This window comes from Herbiconiux sp. 11R-BC (genome assembly GCF_049472555.1).
Classification (GTDB): Bacteria; Actinomycetota; Actinomycetes; order Actinomycetales; family Microbacteriaceae; genus Herbiconiux.
On the sequence record NZ_JBCEBO010000002.1, the window covers coordinates 706,474 to 720,383 of the forward strand.

The window sequence follows — 13,910 nt, forward strand, 5'->3', positions numbered from 1 at the left end:
AGAGGGTGGAGGTCCAGTCTACCCGGTGGCCTCCGGCGACACGTGTCGTTCTGCCGTCGTTCACGCCCCGGACGCCCGGCGCCCCTAGCCTCACGCCATGTCACGAACGCGCCGGGGAGCGCTCCTCGCCCGCTTCTCGGCCGCCGCCGTCCTCGGGGCGGCACTGCTCGCGGGGTCGCCCCTCGCGGCGGCGCCGGCGCAGGCGGAGAGCTACGTCCCCATCTCGGGAACCGGCTCGACCTGGGCGCAGAGCGCGCTCGACGAGTGGCGCAAGCAAGTGTCCTCCGACTACGGGATGACGATCAATTACTCCGGCACCGGCTCCTCGTCGGGCCGCCGCGACTTCATCGCGCAGACCGCCGACTTCGCCGTCTCCGAGCTGCCGTTCCAGGCTGCGCCCGAAGACGGCTCGGCGCCCGAGGTGCCGACCACGGCCTACACCTACCTGCCGATCGTGGCCGGCGGAACGTCGTTCCTGTACAACCTGCGCGTCGGAGGCCAGCAGGTGACGAACCTGCGGCTGAGCGGCCAGGTCATCACGAAGATCTTCACCGGTGCCATCACGAACTGGAACGACCCGGCCATCCGCGCCGACAACCCCGGTCTCGGACTCCCCGACAAGCCGATCGTGCCCGTGGTGCGCTCGGACGGCTCCGGGTCGACTGCGCAGTTCACACGCTGGATGTCGACACAGCACCCCGATCTGTGGGAGCCCTACTTCGGGCGTTCGGGGTTCACCTCGCAGTACCCGGTCAGCGGCACGATGAAGGCCCAGAACGGCTCCCTCGGTGTGGCGGGCTACGTGTCGCAGAGCTACGGCGAGGGTGCCATCACCTACGTCGAGTACTCCTACGCCCAGAACGCGGGGTTCCCCGTGGCCAAGGTGCTCAACGCGGCCGGCTACTACGTGGCTCCGACGGCGTCAGCCGTGGCGATCGGCATCTCCGGCGCTCAGCCCGAGACCGACCCGTCCTCCGTCGATCACGCTCTGCTCCAGCTCGACGGCGTCTACTCGAATCCCGATCCCCGGGCCTACCCGCTCTCCTCCGTCAGCTACATGATCCTGCCCACCGAGACGAACGCCATCGTCACGCAGCAGAAGGGCGCCACCCTCGGTGCCTTCGGTGCGTACGCCCTCTGCCTGGGGCAGCAGAAGGCCGAGGTGCTCGGGTACGCTCCCCTGCCGATGAACCTCGTGCAGCAGGGCCTCGGCCAGCTCGCCCGAGTTCCGGGCGCGACTCCCGCGTCGATCGACGGATGCGCGAACCCCACCTTCGTCGCCGGCGACACCGTCGCCGATTCGCTCCTCACCCGCACCGCGCCGATGCCGCCCGAGAGCGATCGCACCGACGCCCCCGGGGAGGGATGCGCAGCTGGCGTCGGAGCTGCGGGCGAGGTGTCGCTCTGCGTGCAGACCACGACGGCCGTCGACGCTCCGCTCTCGCTCCAGGTGCCCGCGAACGCCGCTGCCGACTTCGCGCCCCCGCAGCGCGTGAACGGCCTCTCCTTCACCGTCGGCGAGCTGCCCGAGTTCACGGTGGACGACGGGCGCGTGGTGTCGCATCCGGGCTGGGATCTCCTCGCCACCATCGCCGACTACCGCAACGCGGCCGATGCCTCGATCGTCATTCCGAGCCTGAACGCCGGGCTCGCGCCCGCCGTGACGGGCAGCCTCGACGCGGGCGTGACGGCCGGCCCCGGCGAGCGGGCCGGCAGTGCGCACTACCCGACCGTGTTCGCCACGGCCGCCGAAGGCTCGGGGGTGGGCGACACCGTGCTCGCCGGCCAGGTGAGCCTGCTCTCCCCGCCCGACCGCCCCGCGGGCACCTACCACTCCACCATGACCCTCACGCTCGTCTCGCGCTGAGCCGGCCCCGCGCATCCGCTGCCGGCCGCGAGGTCGCGCAAAGCGCTCGAACGAAGGCGCGCGAGGACCGTTCGCGCGACCTCACGCGTGCCGCGGCGCCTCGCTTTGCGCGGGTTTTGCGGGGCGGATGCTCGGGAGGCGTCACCTGCGCGATACGGCGGCGAAACTCCCGGGAAACGCGACGCGAGCAGAGTGAGGGGAGGGGCGCGGCGGTTCCGCGCGCCTCGCACCGGCAGCGAGATCAGGACACCCCATGAAAGCCCGCGAACACGTCGACCACGACCTCCGCCGCCGCGCCATCGCGGCGGCCCTCGGAAACGAGCCCTTCGACACCCTGCTCGCCGGCGGAACCGTGCTGGACGTCTCGACCGGGCAGCTGCGCGCATCCGATGTCGGCATCGTGGGCCCGCTGATCGCCTCGGTGCACCCGCGCGGCACCCGCACGGATGCGGTCGAGACCGTCGACTGCACCGGCCAGACCATCACGCCCGGCCTCATCGACGCCCACCTGCACTTCGAGACCTCGATGCTCACCCCCTCGGGATTCTCGGAGGTGCTGCTGCCGCACGGCACCACCACCGTCGCCTGCGACCCGCACGAGCTGGCGAACGTGAGCGGCCTGGCGGGCATCCGCTATGCCCTCGACGCGGTTCAGGGGCAGCCGCTGCGCTACATCGTGCAGGCCTCCTCGTGCGTGCCGGCCGTGCCGGGCGTGGAGCTGAGCGGCGCCGAGCTGACCGCAGCCGACCTCGTCGAGGTGCTGAGCTGGGAGGGCGTCAGCGGCGTGGGCGAGCTGATGGACTACCAGGGCATCCTCGAGGGTTCGGAGCGCATGACGCCGCTGATGGAGGCCGTGCTCGACTCCGGCCACACCCTCAACGGCCACGCCGCCGGCCTCTCAGGGGCGAGCCTGCAGGCCTACCTGGCCGCCGGGGTGACCTCCGACCACACCATGTTCTCGGTGGAGGAGTTCGACGACCGCCTGTTCTCGGGCATGACCGTGGAGCTCGTGGGGCTGTTCGTGGGCGGCGCGCTCGAGGCGATCGCGCAGCGGCTCGAGGAGCTGCCCGTCTTCCCCACCAACGTCGTGCTGGCCACTGACGACCTGCTCGCGGTGCAGTACCTCGAAGACGGCGGGGTCGACACGGTCGTGCGCCTGCTCATCGGGTACGGCCTGTCGCCCGCGAAGGCCTTCCGTGCCGCCACCCTCAATTCGGCCCTGCGGCTGCGCCGCGAGGACCTCGGCCTCGTCGCCCCCGGGCGCCTCGCCGATCTGCTGCTGCTCGACGACCTCGAGACCGTCGCCATCGACCGCGTGATGGCCTCGGGCCGCTTCGTGGCCGAGCAGGGCCGGATGCTCGTCACCCCGCCGCGCGAGACCGTGGAGCCCGACCGCGCCTCGGTCAAGCTCGGCGCCTTCACGCCGGCGGACTTCTCGCTCGTGCTCCCGACGGAGGCCAGGACCGCCCGCGTCGCGACCATCACGGGGCTGATGTTCTCGGCCTGGAGCGAGGCCGAGGTCGAGCTGCGTGAGGGCGTCGCCGTGGTGCCCGACGGCCACCTGCTGATGGCGATCGTGCACCGGCACGGCCGCCGCGGCGGCCACGAGGCGGCGCCCACCTTCGCCCTCATCGCCGGCCGCGGCGAGTGGAGCGGCGCCATGGCCACCACCGTGTCGCACGACTCGCACAACCTCGTGGTGTTCGGCACCGACGCGGCCGAGATGGCTCTCGCGGCCAACACCGTCGTGGGTCACGACGGCGGCTACGCGGTGGTGAAGGGCGGAGAGGTCTCGGCCGTCATCCCGTTGCCGCTCGCGGGGCTCATGACCGGCCAGGACGTGCCCACGACGATCGCGCTGCAGAAGGCCCTGCAGGCCGCGGCCGCCGAGATCGGGATGGTCGCCGACCTCTTCGATCCCGTGTTCGAGTTCACTCTGGCCTCACTGGTGGCGATCCCCGGCCCGCACCTCACCGACCTCGGCATCGTCGACGGCACGACGGGCGAGCACTTCGGGCCGCGGCCCGCGCTGCTCTGACCTTGTCCCGGCCCGACGCCCGCGGGGTAGCGCCAAGTGCTGCCCTCGGCGAGAGCCAGAGCACTTGGCGCTACCTCGCTGAGCAGCCCGATACGGTGTAGTCGACGAGAACGAGGAGGATCTGTGGAGACACCGGACGACGCCATCCGCTGGGTGCGCCGGCAGGTCGACGGGGGCGCGCTCCCGTCGGCGGTGTTCGGCGTGGCGAACTCCCAGGGCGCCCAGCTGGTCGAGGCCTTCAGCGGCACCGACGAGCGGCCGGCCCGGGTCGACGACCACTATGCGCTGTTCTCCGTCACGAAGCCGCTGACCGGCATCGCGATGGCGCGCGCGGTCGAACGCGGCGAGCTCTCGCTGCGCCAGAACCTCGCCTCGGTGGTCCAGGATGCCCCCGGCCGGCGCCCCGAGGCCTGGCGCGAGACCGTGCGGCTCGAGCACCTGCTCTCGCACACCGCCGGCCTCGCCGAACCCGCCCTCGACGACCCGCGTCCGCTCGACCAGCAGCTCGCCGAAGCCGGCCAAGCCTTCGCCGCCGGCACGATGGCGAGCTACTCCAACATCGCCTTCCACGGGGCGGCCCGGATGCTCACCGCGGCCACCGGGCGCACGGTGCACGACGACATCGCCGCCGTCGCCGCCCTCGCGGGCGCTCCCGCCGGCTCACTGACCTTCGACGCCGCGAGCGACCCGCACCGGGTCTACGGGCAGGAGCGCGTGGGGCTCGACGCCTCGGTGCTCGCCGGCCACCGGCATCCCGCCGCCGGCGTCTCCGGCACCGCCGAGGGCCTGCTCGCCGTCGGCTCCTCGCTGCTGCGGGCGCTCGGGGGAGCGCGGGGCGAGGTGCTGCATCCGGAGACCCTGCGCGGGATGCTGGTCTCGCGCACCGCGGGCCTGCCCGACCCGGCGCCGGGCGACCCGGGCCGCGAGTTCGGGCTCACCTGGAACCTGCGCGGCGGCTCCACGGCGCTGCTGCACCGCGAGGTCTTCGGCCACGAGGGGTGGACGACTACGCAGTGGTGGATCTACCCCGAGCTCGACGTGTGCTTCGTGCTGCTCACCAACCTGCTCGACGCGCGCGGGCTGGGCGTCGACCCCGACGAGCTGAACAACGCGGTGGCGTTCGGGTTCTGAGCGCCGGCTGGGGCGTCGGGGCGTGGGCGTGCGGCGCGTGGGGGCGTGGGTAGGCTCGGGGCATGAGCGCCAGCGCACGCCGCATCGTCGAGCACGTCATCGCCCGCGAGGGAGAGGGTCCCTACGCGGTGGCGGTGACGGACGACGGGGCCGTCTGGTGCACGCTCGTGCACGCCGGCGCCGTGGTGCGGTTCGACCCGGCCACGGGAGCCGTGGCGCGGCTCGACCTGGAGCCCGTGGGGGCCGGCCGGGCGCATCCGGAGCCGCATGAGCATCCGCGTCACGAGCATCCTGCCGCCGGTGCGCAACCCTCGCAGCTCGCCGTCGCCGACGAGAGCTCGGTGTGGGTCACCGACACCACGGGGAACCGCGTTCTACTTCTCGGCGTCGACGCCTCGGGCACGCCGGTCGTGAAGCTCGAGGTGGCCGTGCCCACCCCCGACGCGCAGCCCTTCGGCATCGCGGCGATGCACGACGGCACGGTGTGGTTCACCGAGCTGGGGCAGGATGCGCTGGGTCGCATCGACATCCTCGGTCAGGTCACGGAGTTTCCGGCCGGCACCCACGAGGGCTTCGTGTCGATGATCGCAGCCTCGGGCGACAGCCTCTGGTTCACGGCGAACCAGACCGGCGCGATCGGTTACATCCGGGGCGGGGATGCCGCGGTGCAGCTGTTCCCGATCCCGACGCCGCACGCCGGCCCCGTTGGCATCACGGTGGGCGATGACGGTGCGGCCTGGTTCTGCGAGATCCACGCGGGGGCCATCGGGCGGGTCGACCGAGCCGGGCGCTTCACCGAGCATCCGCTGCCCTGGAGCGAGTCGAAGCCGCACGCGATCTGCCGCGACGGGCAGGTCGAGGGCGGGCTGTGGGCGACGCTGTGGGGTTCGAACCAGCTCGCGCACATCGCGCTCGACGGCGAGATCTCGGTGCTCGACCTGCCCGGCGGGCAGTCGGAGCCGCACGGCCTCGCGGTCGCGGCCGACGGCACCGTGTGGGTGGCGATGGAGTCGGGCGCGCTGTGCTCGATCCACGCCGCCGCCCCTGCGGCGTGACGCGGGTCGCGTTCTAGGGCAGCGCGTTCGCGATCGCCGTCAGCACCTGCTGCGAGGTGGGGACGCCGGATGCCCTCATCCGCTCGGTGCCGTCCGGACCCGTGATCACGATGGTCGGCGTGGCCATGATGCCGAGCTGCTCGCTCTCCTCGGGGGCGTCGGCCACGTTCACCTCGCGCCAGTCGACGCGCTCGCCGAGCAGCGGAACCAGGCTGTCGAGGGTCTGGCGGGTGCTCGTGCAGGCCCCGCAGAAGCTGGAGGAGTAGAGCGTCACGCTCAGTTCTGCCACGGCCGTTCTCCTCATCGTCTTGTTCTCCACAACCGTGCAGGCGGCCCGGTGATTCCCTTCCGCCTGTGGACAACCGGATGCTCGGAGCCACCCACGGTAGAATCGACTGTCAACCGGCACAGTCCGCCGGGCACTGACATCGGAACCTCGATCCGAACCCGGAGGGAATCCACATGCCAGCGATCGTCCTGATCGGCGCCCAGTGGGGCGACGAAGGCAAAGGCAAGGCCACCGACCTCCTCGGCAGCCGTGTCGACTACGTCGTGAAGTTCAACGGGGGCAACAACGCCGGCCACACGGTCGTGGTCGGCGACAAGAAGTACGCCCTGCACCTGCTGCCCTCGGGCATCCTCACCCCCGGTGTCACGCCGGTGATCGCCAACGGCGTGGTGGTCGACGTCGAGGTGCTCTTCCACGAGCTGGAGGCCCTGGGCTCGCGCGGGGTCGACGTGTCGCGCCTGCTCGTGTCGGCCAACGCGCACGTCATCACGGCCTACCACCGCACCATCGACAAGGTCACCGAGCGCTTCCTCGGCAAGCGCCAGATCGGCACCACCGGGCGCGGGATCGGGCCGGCCTACGCCGACAAGATCAACCGGGTGGGCATCCGCATCCAAGACTTGTTCGACGAGGGCATCCTGCGCCAGAAGGTCGAGGCGGCCCTCGACCTCAAGAACCACATTCTCCTGAAGGTCTACAACCGCCGCTCCATCGCCGCCGACGAGGTCATCGACGACCTGCTGTCGTACACCGAGCGGCTGCGGCCCATGGTCGCCGACACCTCGCTCGTGCTCAACCGCGCGCTCGACGAGGGCAAGACGGTGCTGTTCGAGGGCGGCCAGGCCACGATGCTCGACGTCGACCACGGCACCTACCCCTTCGTCACCTCCTCGAACGCCACCTCGGGCGGGGCGGCCACCGGTTCCGGTGTGGCACCGAACCGCATCGACCGCGTGATCGCGGTCGTCAAGGCCTACACCACGCGCGTCGGCGCCGGGCCTTTCCCCACCGAGCTGTTCGACGAGTCGGGCGAGTTCCTGCGCTCGCAGGGCTTCGAGTTCGGCACCACCACGGGTCGCCCGCGCCGCACCGGCTGGTACGACGCCCCGGTGGCCCGCTACACCGCGCGCATCAACGGCGTCACCGACTTCGTGCTCACGAAGCTCGACGTGCTCACGGGGCTGCCCACCATCCCGGTGTGCGTGGCCTACGACGTCGACGGCGTGCGGGTCGACGAGGTGCCGGTGTCGCAGAGCGACTTCCACCACGCGAAGCCCATCTACGAGACCTTCGAGGGCTGGAGCGAAGACATCACCGGCGCCCGCACCTTCTCCGACCTGCCCCCGGCGGCGCAGCGCTACGTGCTCGCCGTCGAGGAGATGAGCGGCTCCCGCATCTCGGCCATCGGCGTCGGCCCGTCCCGCGACGCCATCATCTCCCGCCACGACCTCCTCGAGTAGCCCCCGCCCACCCCGCCCGGGCCACTCGCGCCAGCCAAGCCCGGGTCGCTCGCGCCCGCCCCGCGCACAAGACGACGGAGTATCCGGCCAAGTTCGGCCTGACACTCCGTCGTCTTGCGTGGGCGGCGCGCGGCTCCGTCGTTTCGCCGTCGTGGAGTCGCCCGGGGTCGCACGTGGGTCGCGCGCGTGGGTCGGCTGGGGGCGTGACGGCCGGTGCGTAAAACGACGGAGTATTCGGCCGAGTTCGGGTTGAGGGTCCGTCGTCGCGTGCAGGCGGCGCGGCGCTCCGTCGTCTGGTGCAATGCCGCGTGGCTCCGTCGTTTGGGCGTCGTGGAGTCGACTGGGGCCGCCCGCTGGGGTCGGCCGGGGGTGTGAGTGCCGTGTGTGCGGGGCTGGCGGTGCGCGTCGGCGGCGTGGGAGCGAGTGCGGCAGGGGTCGGCGCGGGCGTCAGGCGCTGGCGCGGGCGCGGGCGCGGCGGGCGCGGTGCGCGCGGCGGGCGAGGTGGATGGCGGCGATCACGCCGACGCCTACCGCGACGCCGAGCACGGTCTCGACCGTGCGGTCGAGCAGCAGGCCGGCAGTGCCCGTGGGGTGTGCGAGCTCGGTCATGAGCAGCGCCAGCGGCGTCACGAACACCATCGCCAGCCCGTAGTTGCGCCCCACGAAGAGCTCGGCGCCCACCTGCAGCACGACCACCACCCCGATCGCGAGCAGCGGCATCGACGCAAGCGGGAACGTCAGCAGCGCAGCCGCGAGCACGATGCCGAGCAGCGTGCCGAGCAAGCGGTGACCGGCGCGCACGAACTGCGCCGCGGCATCCGCTCCACCGAGCGTCGCGGTGGCCGCCACCATCGCCCAGTACGGATGCCCGAGCCCGCTCAGCGTGGGAATCGCCCCGGCCACCGCGACCGCGACCACGACGGCGACCACCGTGCCGAGCTGCCCCGGCCGGCGCGCGGCCGTCGCGAACGACACGGCGAGCGCGGTCGGTCGGCGTGCCCGCGCCGCGGGCAGCACGGCCCCCGCTCCCGAGACCGCCATGGCGAGCAGTCCGCTCGCCGCGGCGAGCGCGAAGGCCACCACGATGCGCGAGGGGTCGCTCGGCACCGCGGCGCACGCTGCGAGCGCGAACACGAAGAACAGCGCGCCGGGCGGATGCCAGCCGAAGGCGTCCGAGAGGAAGGTCGCCGCTCCCGCCACCAGCGCCGCGACCGGCACCACCACCGTGTCGGCCGCCGGGAGCGTGCTGATCGCCGTGCCGATGACCACGGCCATCACGAGCCCGGCGCCGGCGCTCGCCTGCATGCGGAGCCGCGAGCCGTGCGTGTGGGTGCGGCCGTAGAGCGAGGTGAAGGCGCCGAAGACGGCGTAGAGCGAGAGCTCCAGATGCCCGGTGGCCGCGAGCACCAGGAGCGGCACCGCGATCGCGATCCCGGCGCGCGCAGCCGCACGATGGGCGCCCCGGTGCGGCGCGAGCTCGACGAGCCGGCGTGCGGGCGCAAGAACGGACATGACAACTCTCCCGAGTCGGGGCCGGGCGGATGCGCGCCACGGCGTGTGGGCACGGTCGCCCTCGACCGAGAATAGTTTACTAGTGAACTATTGTATCGTGAATTCCATGAGCGACGACAGCGACGACATCGACGACATCCGGACCGCGTGGCAGCACCTCCGGCCCGAGCTCGACACCGCCGTGGTCGACGTCGTCGGCCGCGTCCTGCGCAGCGCCGCCCTCATCACCCGCCGCGCCGACGAGCTGTTGGCGGGCTTCGTGCTCACCCGGGGCGAGTTCGACATCCTGGCCGTGCTGCGGCGAGCGGATGCGCCCCTCTCGCCGGGCGCGCTGCGCACCATCTCGCTCGCCACCGGCCCCAGCACCACCAAACGCCTGCGCTCGCTCGAGTCGCGGGAGCTCGTGCGGCGATCGGCCAACCCCGACGACGGCAGAGGTGCCCTCATCGCGCTGACGCCCGCGGGCATCGCGCTCATCGACGACGCCTTCCCCCGCCTGCTCGCCCTCGAACGCACGCTCGTCGCGGGCATCCCGGAAGCCCGTCGTCCCGCCGTGGTGCAGGCCCTCCGAGAGGTGCTCGCGAGCCTCGACCACGCTGCGCCCTAGCCGACGCGCGCCCCAGACCACGCTGCGCCCTCGACCACGCTGCGCCCTAGACGACGGTGTAGCCCTCCGGCAGGGTGGTGCGCCCGGTGAGGCTGAGCAGCAGGAGCTCGCCCTCGCCCCGCGCGGCCGCGGCGCCGGCCGCGAGCGCGAGGGTCGCCGAGACGGCCTCGGGTGACTGGCCGTGCGGCAGCCCCGTGGCGCGGGAGATGTCCATGGAGTGCACCACGAGCTCGAAGACCCGGGTGCGCAGATATTCGCGCAGGGCGATGCCGAGGCCGCCGATCGACACGATGCGCTCGGCGTGGGCGCCGTCGACGAGCACCATCGCGCGGGTGATGGCATCCGCCACCGCACGCGCCGGGTCGTCACCGAGCCAGAGCCCGGCCTCCACCCCACGGGCGGCGACGGCGGCGGGGTCGGTGAGCTCGCGGTAGACGCGGGCGTAGTAGTTCTCGGCGTTGGGCACGTTCGGGTAGCCCGGGTCGTCGAGCAGCAGGTAGCTCTCGACCGTGAGGATGGCCCGGGTGGTGTGGCCCACCAGTGATCGCAGGGTCCACTCCCCGAGCGCGAGAGTGTCCCACTGGGCGTCGTCGATGCGTGCGACGAGGTCGTGGAAGGCGGTGGCGGAATGGAAGAACATGGCGGCGTTGCCCATGGCTACATCGTGGCACAGGTGCCGCGCGATTCCTCGCGTCGATGTCGACGCATCCGGGTGACCACGCGACCACGCGACCCGCCGCGACCCCGCGTGCCAGACTTGACGCATGCCAGCCACCCGCCCGCAGCCCGGCGTCGTCACCGGCCGCCACATCCGTCTCGAGCCGCTCACGCGTGGGCTGCTCCCCGAGCTGTACGCCGCGATCGGCCACCCGGAGGTGTTCGCCGGCGGTTACGGCGGCGGCCCGATGGGCTACCGCGACACCGAGCAGGGCTTCGTCGACTGGGCCGAGACCTACTACCAGTGGGACGTCGGCAACCCCTACGCCATCCGCCTCGTCGGCGGCCCGAACGAGGGCGCCCTCGTGGGCACCACGACCCTCGGCGACTTCGCGCCGGAGGTCGAATACGCACACATCGGCTGGACCGCCTACGACCCCCGGGTCTGGGGAACCGTGGTGAACCCGGAAGCCAAGCTGCTGATGCTCGGCCTGGCCTTCGACAACGGCTTCGGCCGGGTCAAGATCCAGGCGGATGTGCTCAACGAGCGTTCGCGCGCCGCGATCGCCAAGCTCGGCGCCACCTTCGAGGGCATCAGCCGGCGCGACGTGCCGCGCGCCGACGGCAGCTGGCGCGACTCCGCCGTCTTCTCGATCATCGTCGACGACTGGCCCCGGGTGCGGGCCGGTCTGGAAGAGCGGGTGGCGAAGCTTGGCCGAAGCGGCCCGGTAGTGATGGACTAGCCCCATGGAAGCTATCTACACCGCAATCGCCCACGCCTCCGGTGGAGGCCGCGACGGACACGTCCGCAGCGAAGACGACCGACTCGACTTCGACACCCGCCCGCCCAAGGAGATGGGCGGCTCCGGCGAGGGCACCAACCCCGAACAGCTCTTCGCCGCCGGCTACTCGGCGTGCTTCCTGGGCGCCGTGCACGCCGCCGGCCGCGAGCTGAAGCTCGACACCACCGACGCCGCGGTGTCGGGCAGCGTGAGCATCGGCGACAACGGCGCGGGCGGCTTCGGCCTCGCCGTCGAGCTCGACATCTACATCCCCAACGTCAACCCCGACGAGGCCCGTCAGCTCGCCGAGAAGGCGCACACCATCTGCCCCTACTCCAACGCCACCCGCGGCAACATCGAGGTCACGCTCAGCGTCGTCGAATAGCCAGATCCGTCGCGCGGACTGCCAAAGTCCGTGCCGAACGCCGCGCGCGGGTCCCGGATGCGGGGCCCGCGCGATAGGGTCTCGGAGTGACACCGTTCCAGCCCGCAGCCCCCCGGCGCCGGCTGGCGGTGACCGTGCAGTTCGCCGCCCTGGGCATCGTCTGGGGCTCGAGCTTTCTCTTCATGAAGGTGGCGCTCGGCGGCATCTCCTTCGGGCAGGTGGCCTGGACGCGGCTCGTGCTCGGCGGCCTCACCCTCGCGGTCATCGTGCTCGTCACGCGCACGCGCCTGCCGCGCAGGCCGAGCGTCTACCTGCACTTCCTGGTCATCGGGGTGGTGGGATGCGTCATCCCGTTCCTCCTCTTCGCCTGGGCCGAGCAGTACGTGAGCTCGGGTCTCGCCAGCATCTACAACGCGGTCACGCCGATCACCACGGCCCTGATGGCCACCCTCGTCTTCCGGGTGGAGCGCCTGAACCGCGACCGCGTCCTCGGTGTCGTCGCCGGCATCCTCGGCGTGGTCGTCATCATCGGTCCCTGGTCGTTCGTGGCGAACGACGCCGCCCATGGCTCCCTGTTCACCGAGCTCGCCGGCCAGCTCGCCTGCCTCGGCTCGGCCGTCTGCTACGGCTTCACCTTCTCCTACCTGCGCCGCTTCGTCACCAGCAAGGGCACGGTGGGGGGCATCGGCGCGGCCTTCCTGCAGATCGCCTCGGGAGCGGTCGTGATGCTCCTCATCACCCCGTTCGTCGCGCTCGGACCGATCGAGCTGAACCTGCCGATCGTGCTCTGCCTGCTCACGCTCGGCATCGTCGGAACCGGGGTCGCCTACTTCTGGAACATGAACGTCTTCCTCGCCTGGGGCCCCACCGCGACCTCGACCGTCACCTACGTGACTCCGGTCGTGGGGGTGGCGCTCGGCATCCTGCTGCTCGGCGAGCACCTCAGCTGGAACGCGCCGGTCGGCGCCCTGCTCGTGTTCCTGGGCATCCTGCTGGCGCAGGGGCGGCTGCGGCTGCCGGGGAGTTCCGCAGCCGCTAAAGTTTGACCATGGCTGAATCAAGGGCGTCCGCGGGTGGTTTCGACAGCACAGCGGATGTCTACGCTCGGCTCGAGAGCATCCGCCAGTCGATCGACAACATCGACGCGGCCCTCATCCACATGCTCGCGGAGCGGTTCAAGTTCACCCAGACCGTGGGCAAGCTGAAGGCGGAGTTCGGGCTGCCGCCCGCCGACCTCGAGCGCGAGTCCCGGCAGATCTCGCGGCTGCGCGGGCTCGCCGAGGAGGCGCACCTCGACCCGGCCTTCGCCGAGAAGTTCCTGAACTTCATCGTGGCCGAGGTCATCCACCACCACGAGCGCATCGCGGCCGGGGAGTAGCCCGGCCCGCCCCGCAGTCCGGCGCCCCCTCCTCGCGACTCGCCAAAAAACGCCCCAYAAYYSSAGWYTTGGGGCGTTTTTTGGCGACTCGCGAGGAGTTACGGCCGCCAGGCCGGGTCGCGGCCGATGAAGGCGATGAGGCGGGACTGCGGGTCGGCGGTCGGCGGGACGTCGACGCGCGGGCCGTACTGGCCGGAGGCGCGCAGCATCTCCTCGATCGGCTCCATGCCCGCGAGGAGCATCGCGCAGACCTCCGGGTCGAGGGCGGCCTCCTGCCCGGTGGCGGTCGCGAGATCCCAGCTGTGCAGGAAGACGTCGGTCGTGTAGAACTGCGAGATCGCGTCGGCGAGCCGATGGTCGCCCGTGTACGGGTTGCTGAAGGTGCGGCCGGCGGTCGCCGGGTCGTCGAGCACATCCTGCACGCTCTGCGCGTGCACACGCCAGGCCTCGACGGGGTCGTCGTCGACGCTCGGGCCCTCCTCCAGCACGATGCCGCTGCCGCCGGCCAAGAAGCCCGGGAACCAGCCCACGAGGTGCCGCACGACGTCGCGCGCCGTCCACCCCTCGACCGGAGCCGGCGCATCCCACCCCCGCGCACCCTCGTCGCTCACCCGTGTGGTGAGGGCCGCGAAGCGCCCCGCCACCTCCCGATGCCGTTCGGCTGCGTCGTCGCTCCACATGCCGACACCCTATCCCGTGACTCATCGACCGGTCGCGAACGGCCCCCATTCCCGCTCTGAAGGGGCCGT

At 71.9% G+C, this 13,910-nt stretch carries 14 protein-coding genes; 10 read left to right on the top strand and 4 right to left on the bottom strand.

All coding sequences use genetic code 11. The features are described 5' to 3' along the window. Positions 1-97: 97 nt before the first annotated feature. The 4 genes from pstS (at position 98) to VD659_RS08315 (ending at position 6,091) form a co-directional block, all read left to right on the top strand. Positions 98-1,867 (top strand): phosphate ABC transporter substrate-binding protein PstS, encoded by a 1,770-nt coding sequence (gene pstS / locus VD659_RS08300; protein ID WP_423260641.1) that lies wholly within the window; start codon positions 98-100, stop codon positions 1,865-1,867. 253 nt (positions 1,868-2,120) lie between these two features. After that, positions 2,121-3,905 (top strand): adenine deaminase C-terminal domain-containing protein, encoded by a 1,785-nt coding sequence (locus tag VD659_RS08305; RefSeq protein WP_423260642.1) that lies wholly within the window; start codon positions 2,121-2,123, stop codon positions 3,903-3,905. Between the two features lie 123 nt (positions 3,906-4,028). After that, positions 4,029-5,036, top strand: a complete 1,008-nt coding sequence (locus VD659_RS08310; RefSeq protein WP_423260643.1) for a serine hydrolase domain-containing protein — start codon at positions 4,029-4,031, stop codon at positions 5,034-5,036. A 62-nt stretch (positions 5,037-5,098) separates the two neighbouring features. Further along, on the top strand, positions 5,099-6,091 hold the full coding sequence (locus tag VD659_RS08315) for a virginiamycin B lyase family protein (protein WP_423260645.1): 993 nt from the start codon (positions 5,099-5,101) through the stop codon (positions 6,089-6,091). Positions 6,092-6,104: 13 nt separating this feature from the next. On the opposite strand, the gene VD659_RS08320 is transcribed toward VD659_RS08315, so the two are convergent. Continuing rightward, entirely contained in the window at positions 6,105-6,380 is a 276-nt protein-coding gene (locus VD659_RS08320; RefSeq protein ID WP_423260646.1) for a glutaredoxin domain-containing protein, read from the bottom strand. Positions 6,381-6,553: 173 nt separating this feature from the next. Here VD659_RS08320 and VD659_RS08325 point away from each other — a divergent pair, with 173 nt between their 5' ends. Beyond that, the gene (locus VD659_RS08325; RefSeq protein ID WP_137837997.1) at positions 6,554-7,840 is read left to right on the top strand and encodes an adenylosuccinate synthase; all 1,287 of its coding nucleotides are present in this window, start codon (positions 6,554-6,556) and stop codon (positions 7,838-7,840) included. Positions 7,841-8,287: 447 nt separating this feature from the next. Here the strand turns inward: VD659_RS08325 and VD659_RS08330 are convergent, their stop codons facing one another. Then, complete coding sequence (locus VD659_RS08330) at positions 8,288-9,352, bottom strand: FUSC family protein (protein ID WP_423260647.1); 1,065 nt, start codon at positions 9,350-9,352, stop codon at positions 8,288-8,290. A gap of 106 nt (positions 9,353-9,458) precedes the next feature. Here VD659_RS08330 and VD659_RS08335 point away from each other — a divergent pair, with 106 nt between their 5' ends. Next, on the top strand, positions 9,459-9,959 hold the full coding sequence (locus tag VD659_RS08335) for a MarR family winged helix-turn-helix transcriptional regulator (protein WP_423260648.1): 501 nt from the start codon (positions 9,459-9,461) through the stop codon (positions 9,957-9,959). 46 nt (positions 9,960-10,005) lie between these two features. Here VD659_RS08335 and VD659_RS08340 read toward each other — a convergent pair whose 3' ends face one another. Then, the gene (locus VD659_RS08340) at positions 10,006-10,614 is read right to left on the bottom strand and encodes a maleylpyruvate isomerase family mycothiol-dependent enzyme (RefSeq protein ID WP_423260649.1); all 609 of its coding nucleotides are present in this window, start codon (positions 10,612-10,614) and stop codon (positions 10,006-10,008) included. A 109-nt stretch (positions 10,615-10,723) separates the two neighbouring features. On the opposite strand from VD659_RS08340, the gene VD659_RS08345 reads away from it, so the two are divergent. The 4 genes from VD659_RS08345 (at position 10,724) to VD659_RS08360 (ending at position 13,161) form a co-directional block, all read left to right on the top strand. Beyond that, positions 10,724-11,359, top strand: a complete 636-nt coding sequence (locus VD659_RS08345) for a GNAT family N-acetyltransferase (RefSeq protein WP_423260650.1) — start codon at positions 10,724-10,726, stop codon at positions 11,357-11,359. 4 nt (positions 11,360-11,363) lie between these two features. Then, the gene (locus tag VD659_RS08350) at positions 11,364-11,783 is read left to right on the top strand and encodes an organic hydroperoxide resistance protein (RefSeq protein WP_423260651.1); all 420 of its coding nucleotides are present in this window, start codon (positions 11,364-11,366) and stop codon (positions 11,781-11,783) included. Between the two features lie 86 nt (positions 11,784-11,869). Next, on the top strand, positions 11,870-12,829 hold the full coding sequence (locus VD659_RS08355) for a DMT family transporter (protein ID WP_423260652.1): 960 nt from the start codon (positions 11,870-11,872) through the stop codon (positions 12,827-12,829). Between the two features lie 2 nt (positions 12,830-12,831). Beyond that, positions 12,832-13,161: a chorismate mutase gene (locus tag VD659_RS08360; protein WP_423260653.1), complete on the top strand. Its 330-nt coding sequence runs from the start codon at positions 12,832-12,834 to the stop codon at positions 13,159-13,161. A 98-nt stretch (positions 13,162-13,259) separates the two neighbouring features. On the opposite strand, the gene VD659_RS08365 is transcribed toward VD659_RS08360, so the two are convergent. Continuing rightward, a complete protein-coding gene (locus VD659_RS08365; RefSeq protein WP_423260654.1) occupies positions 13,260-13,841 on the bottom strand; it encodes a TIGR03086 family metal-binding protein in 582 nt (193 codons plus the stop codon). Positions 13,842-13,910 lie beyond the last annotated feature (69 nt).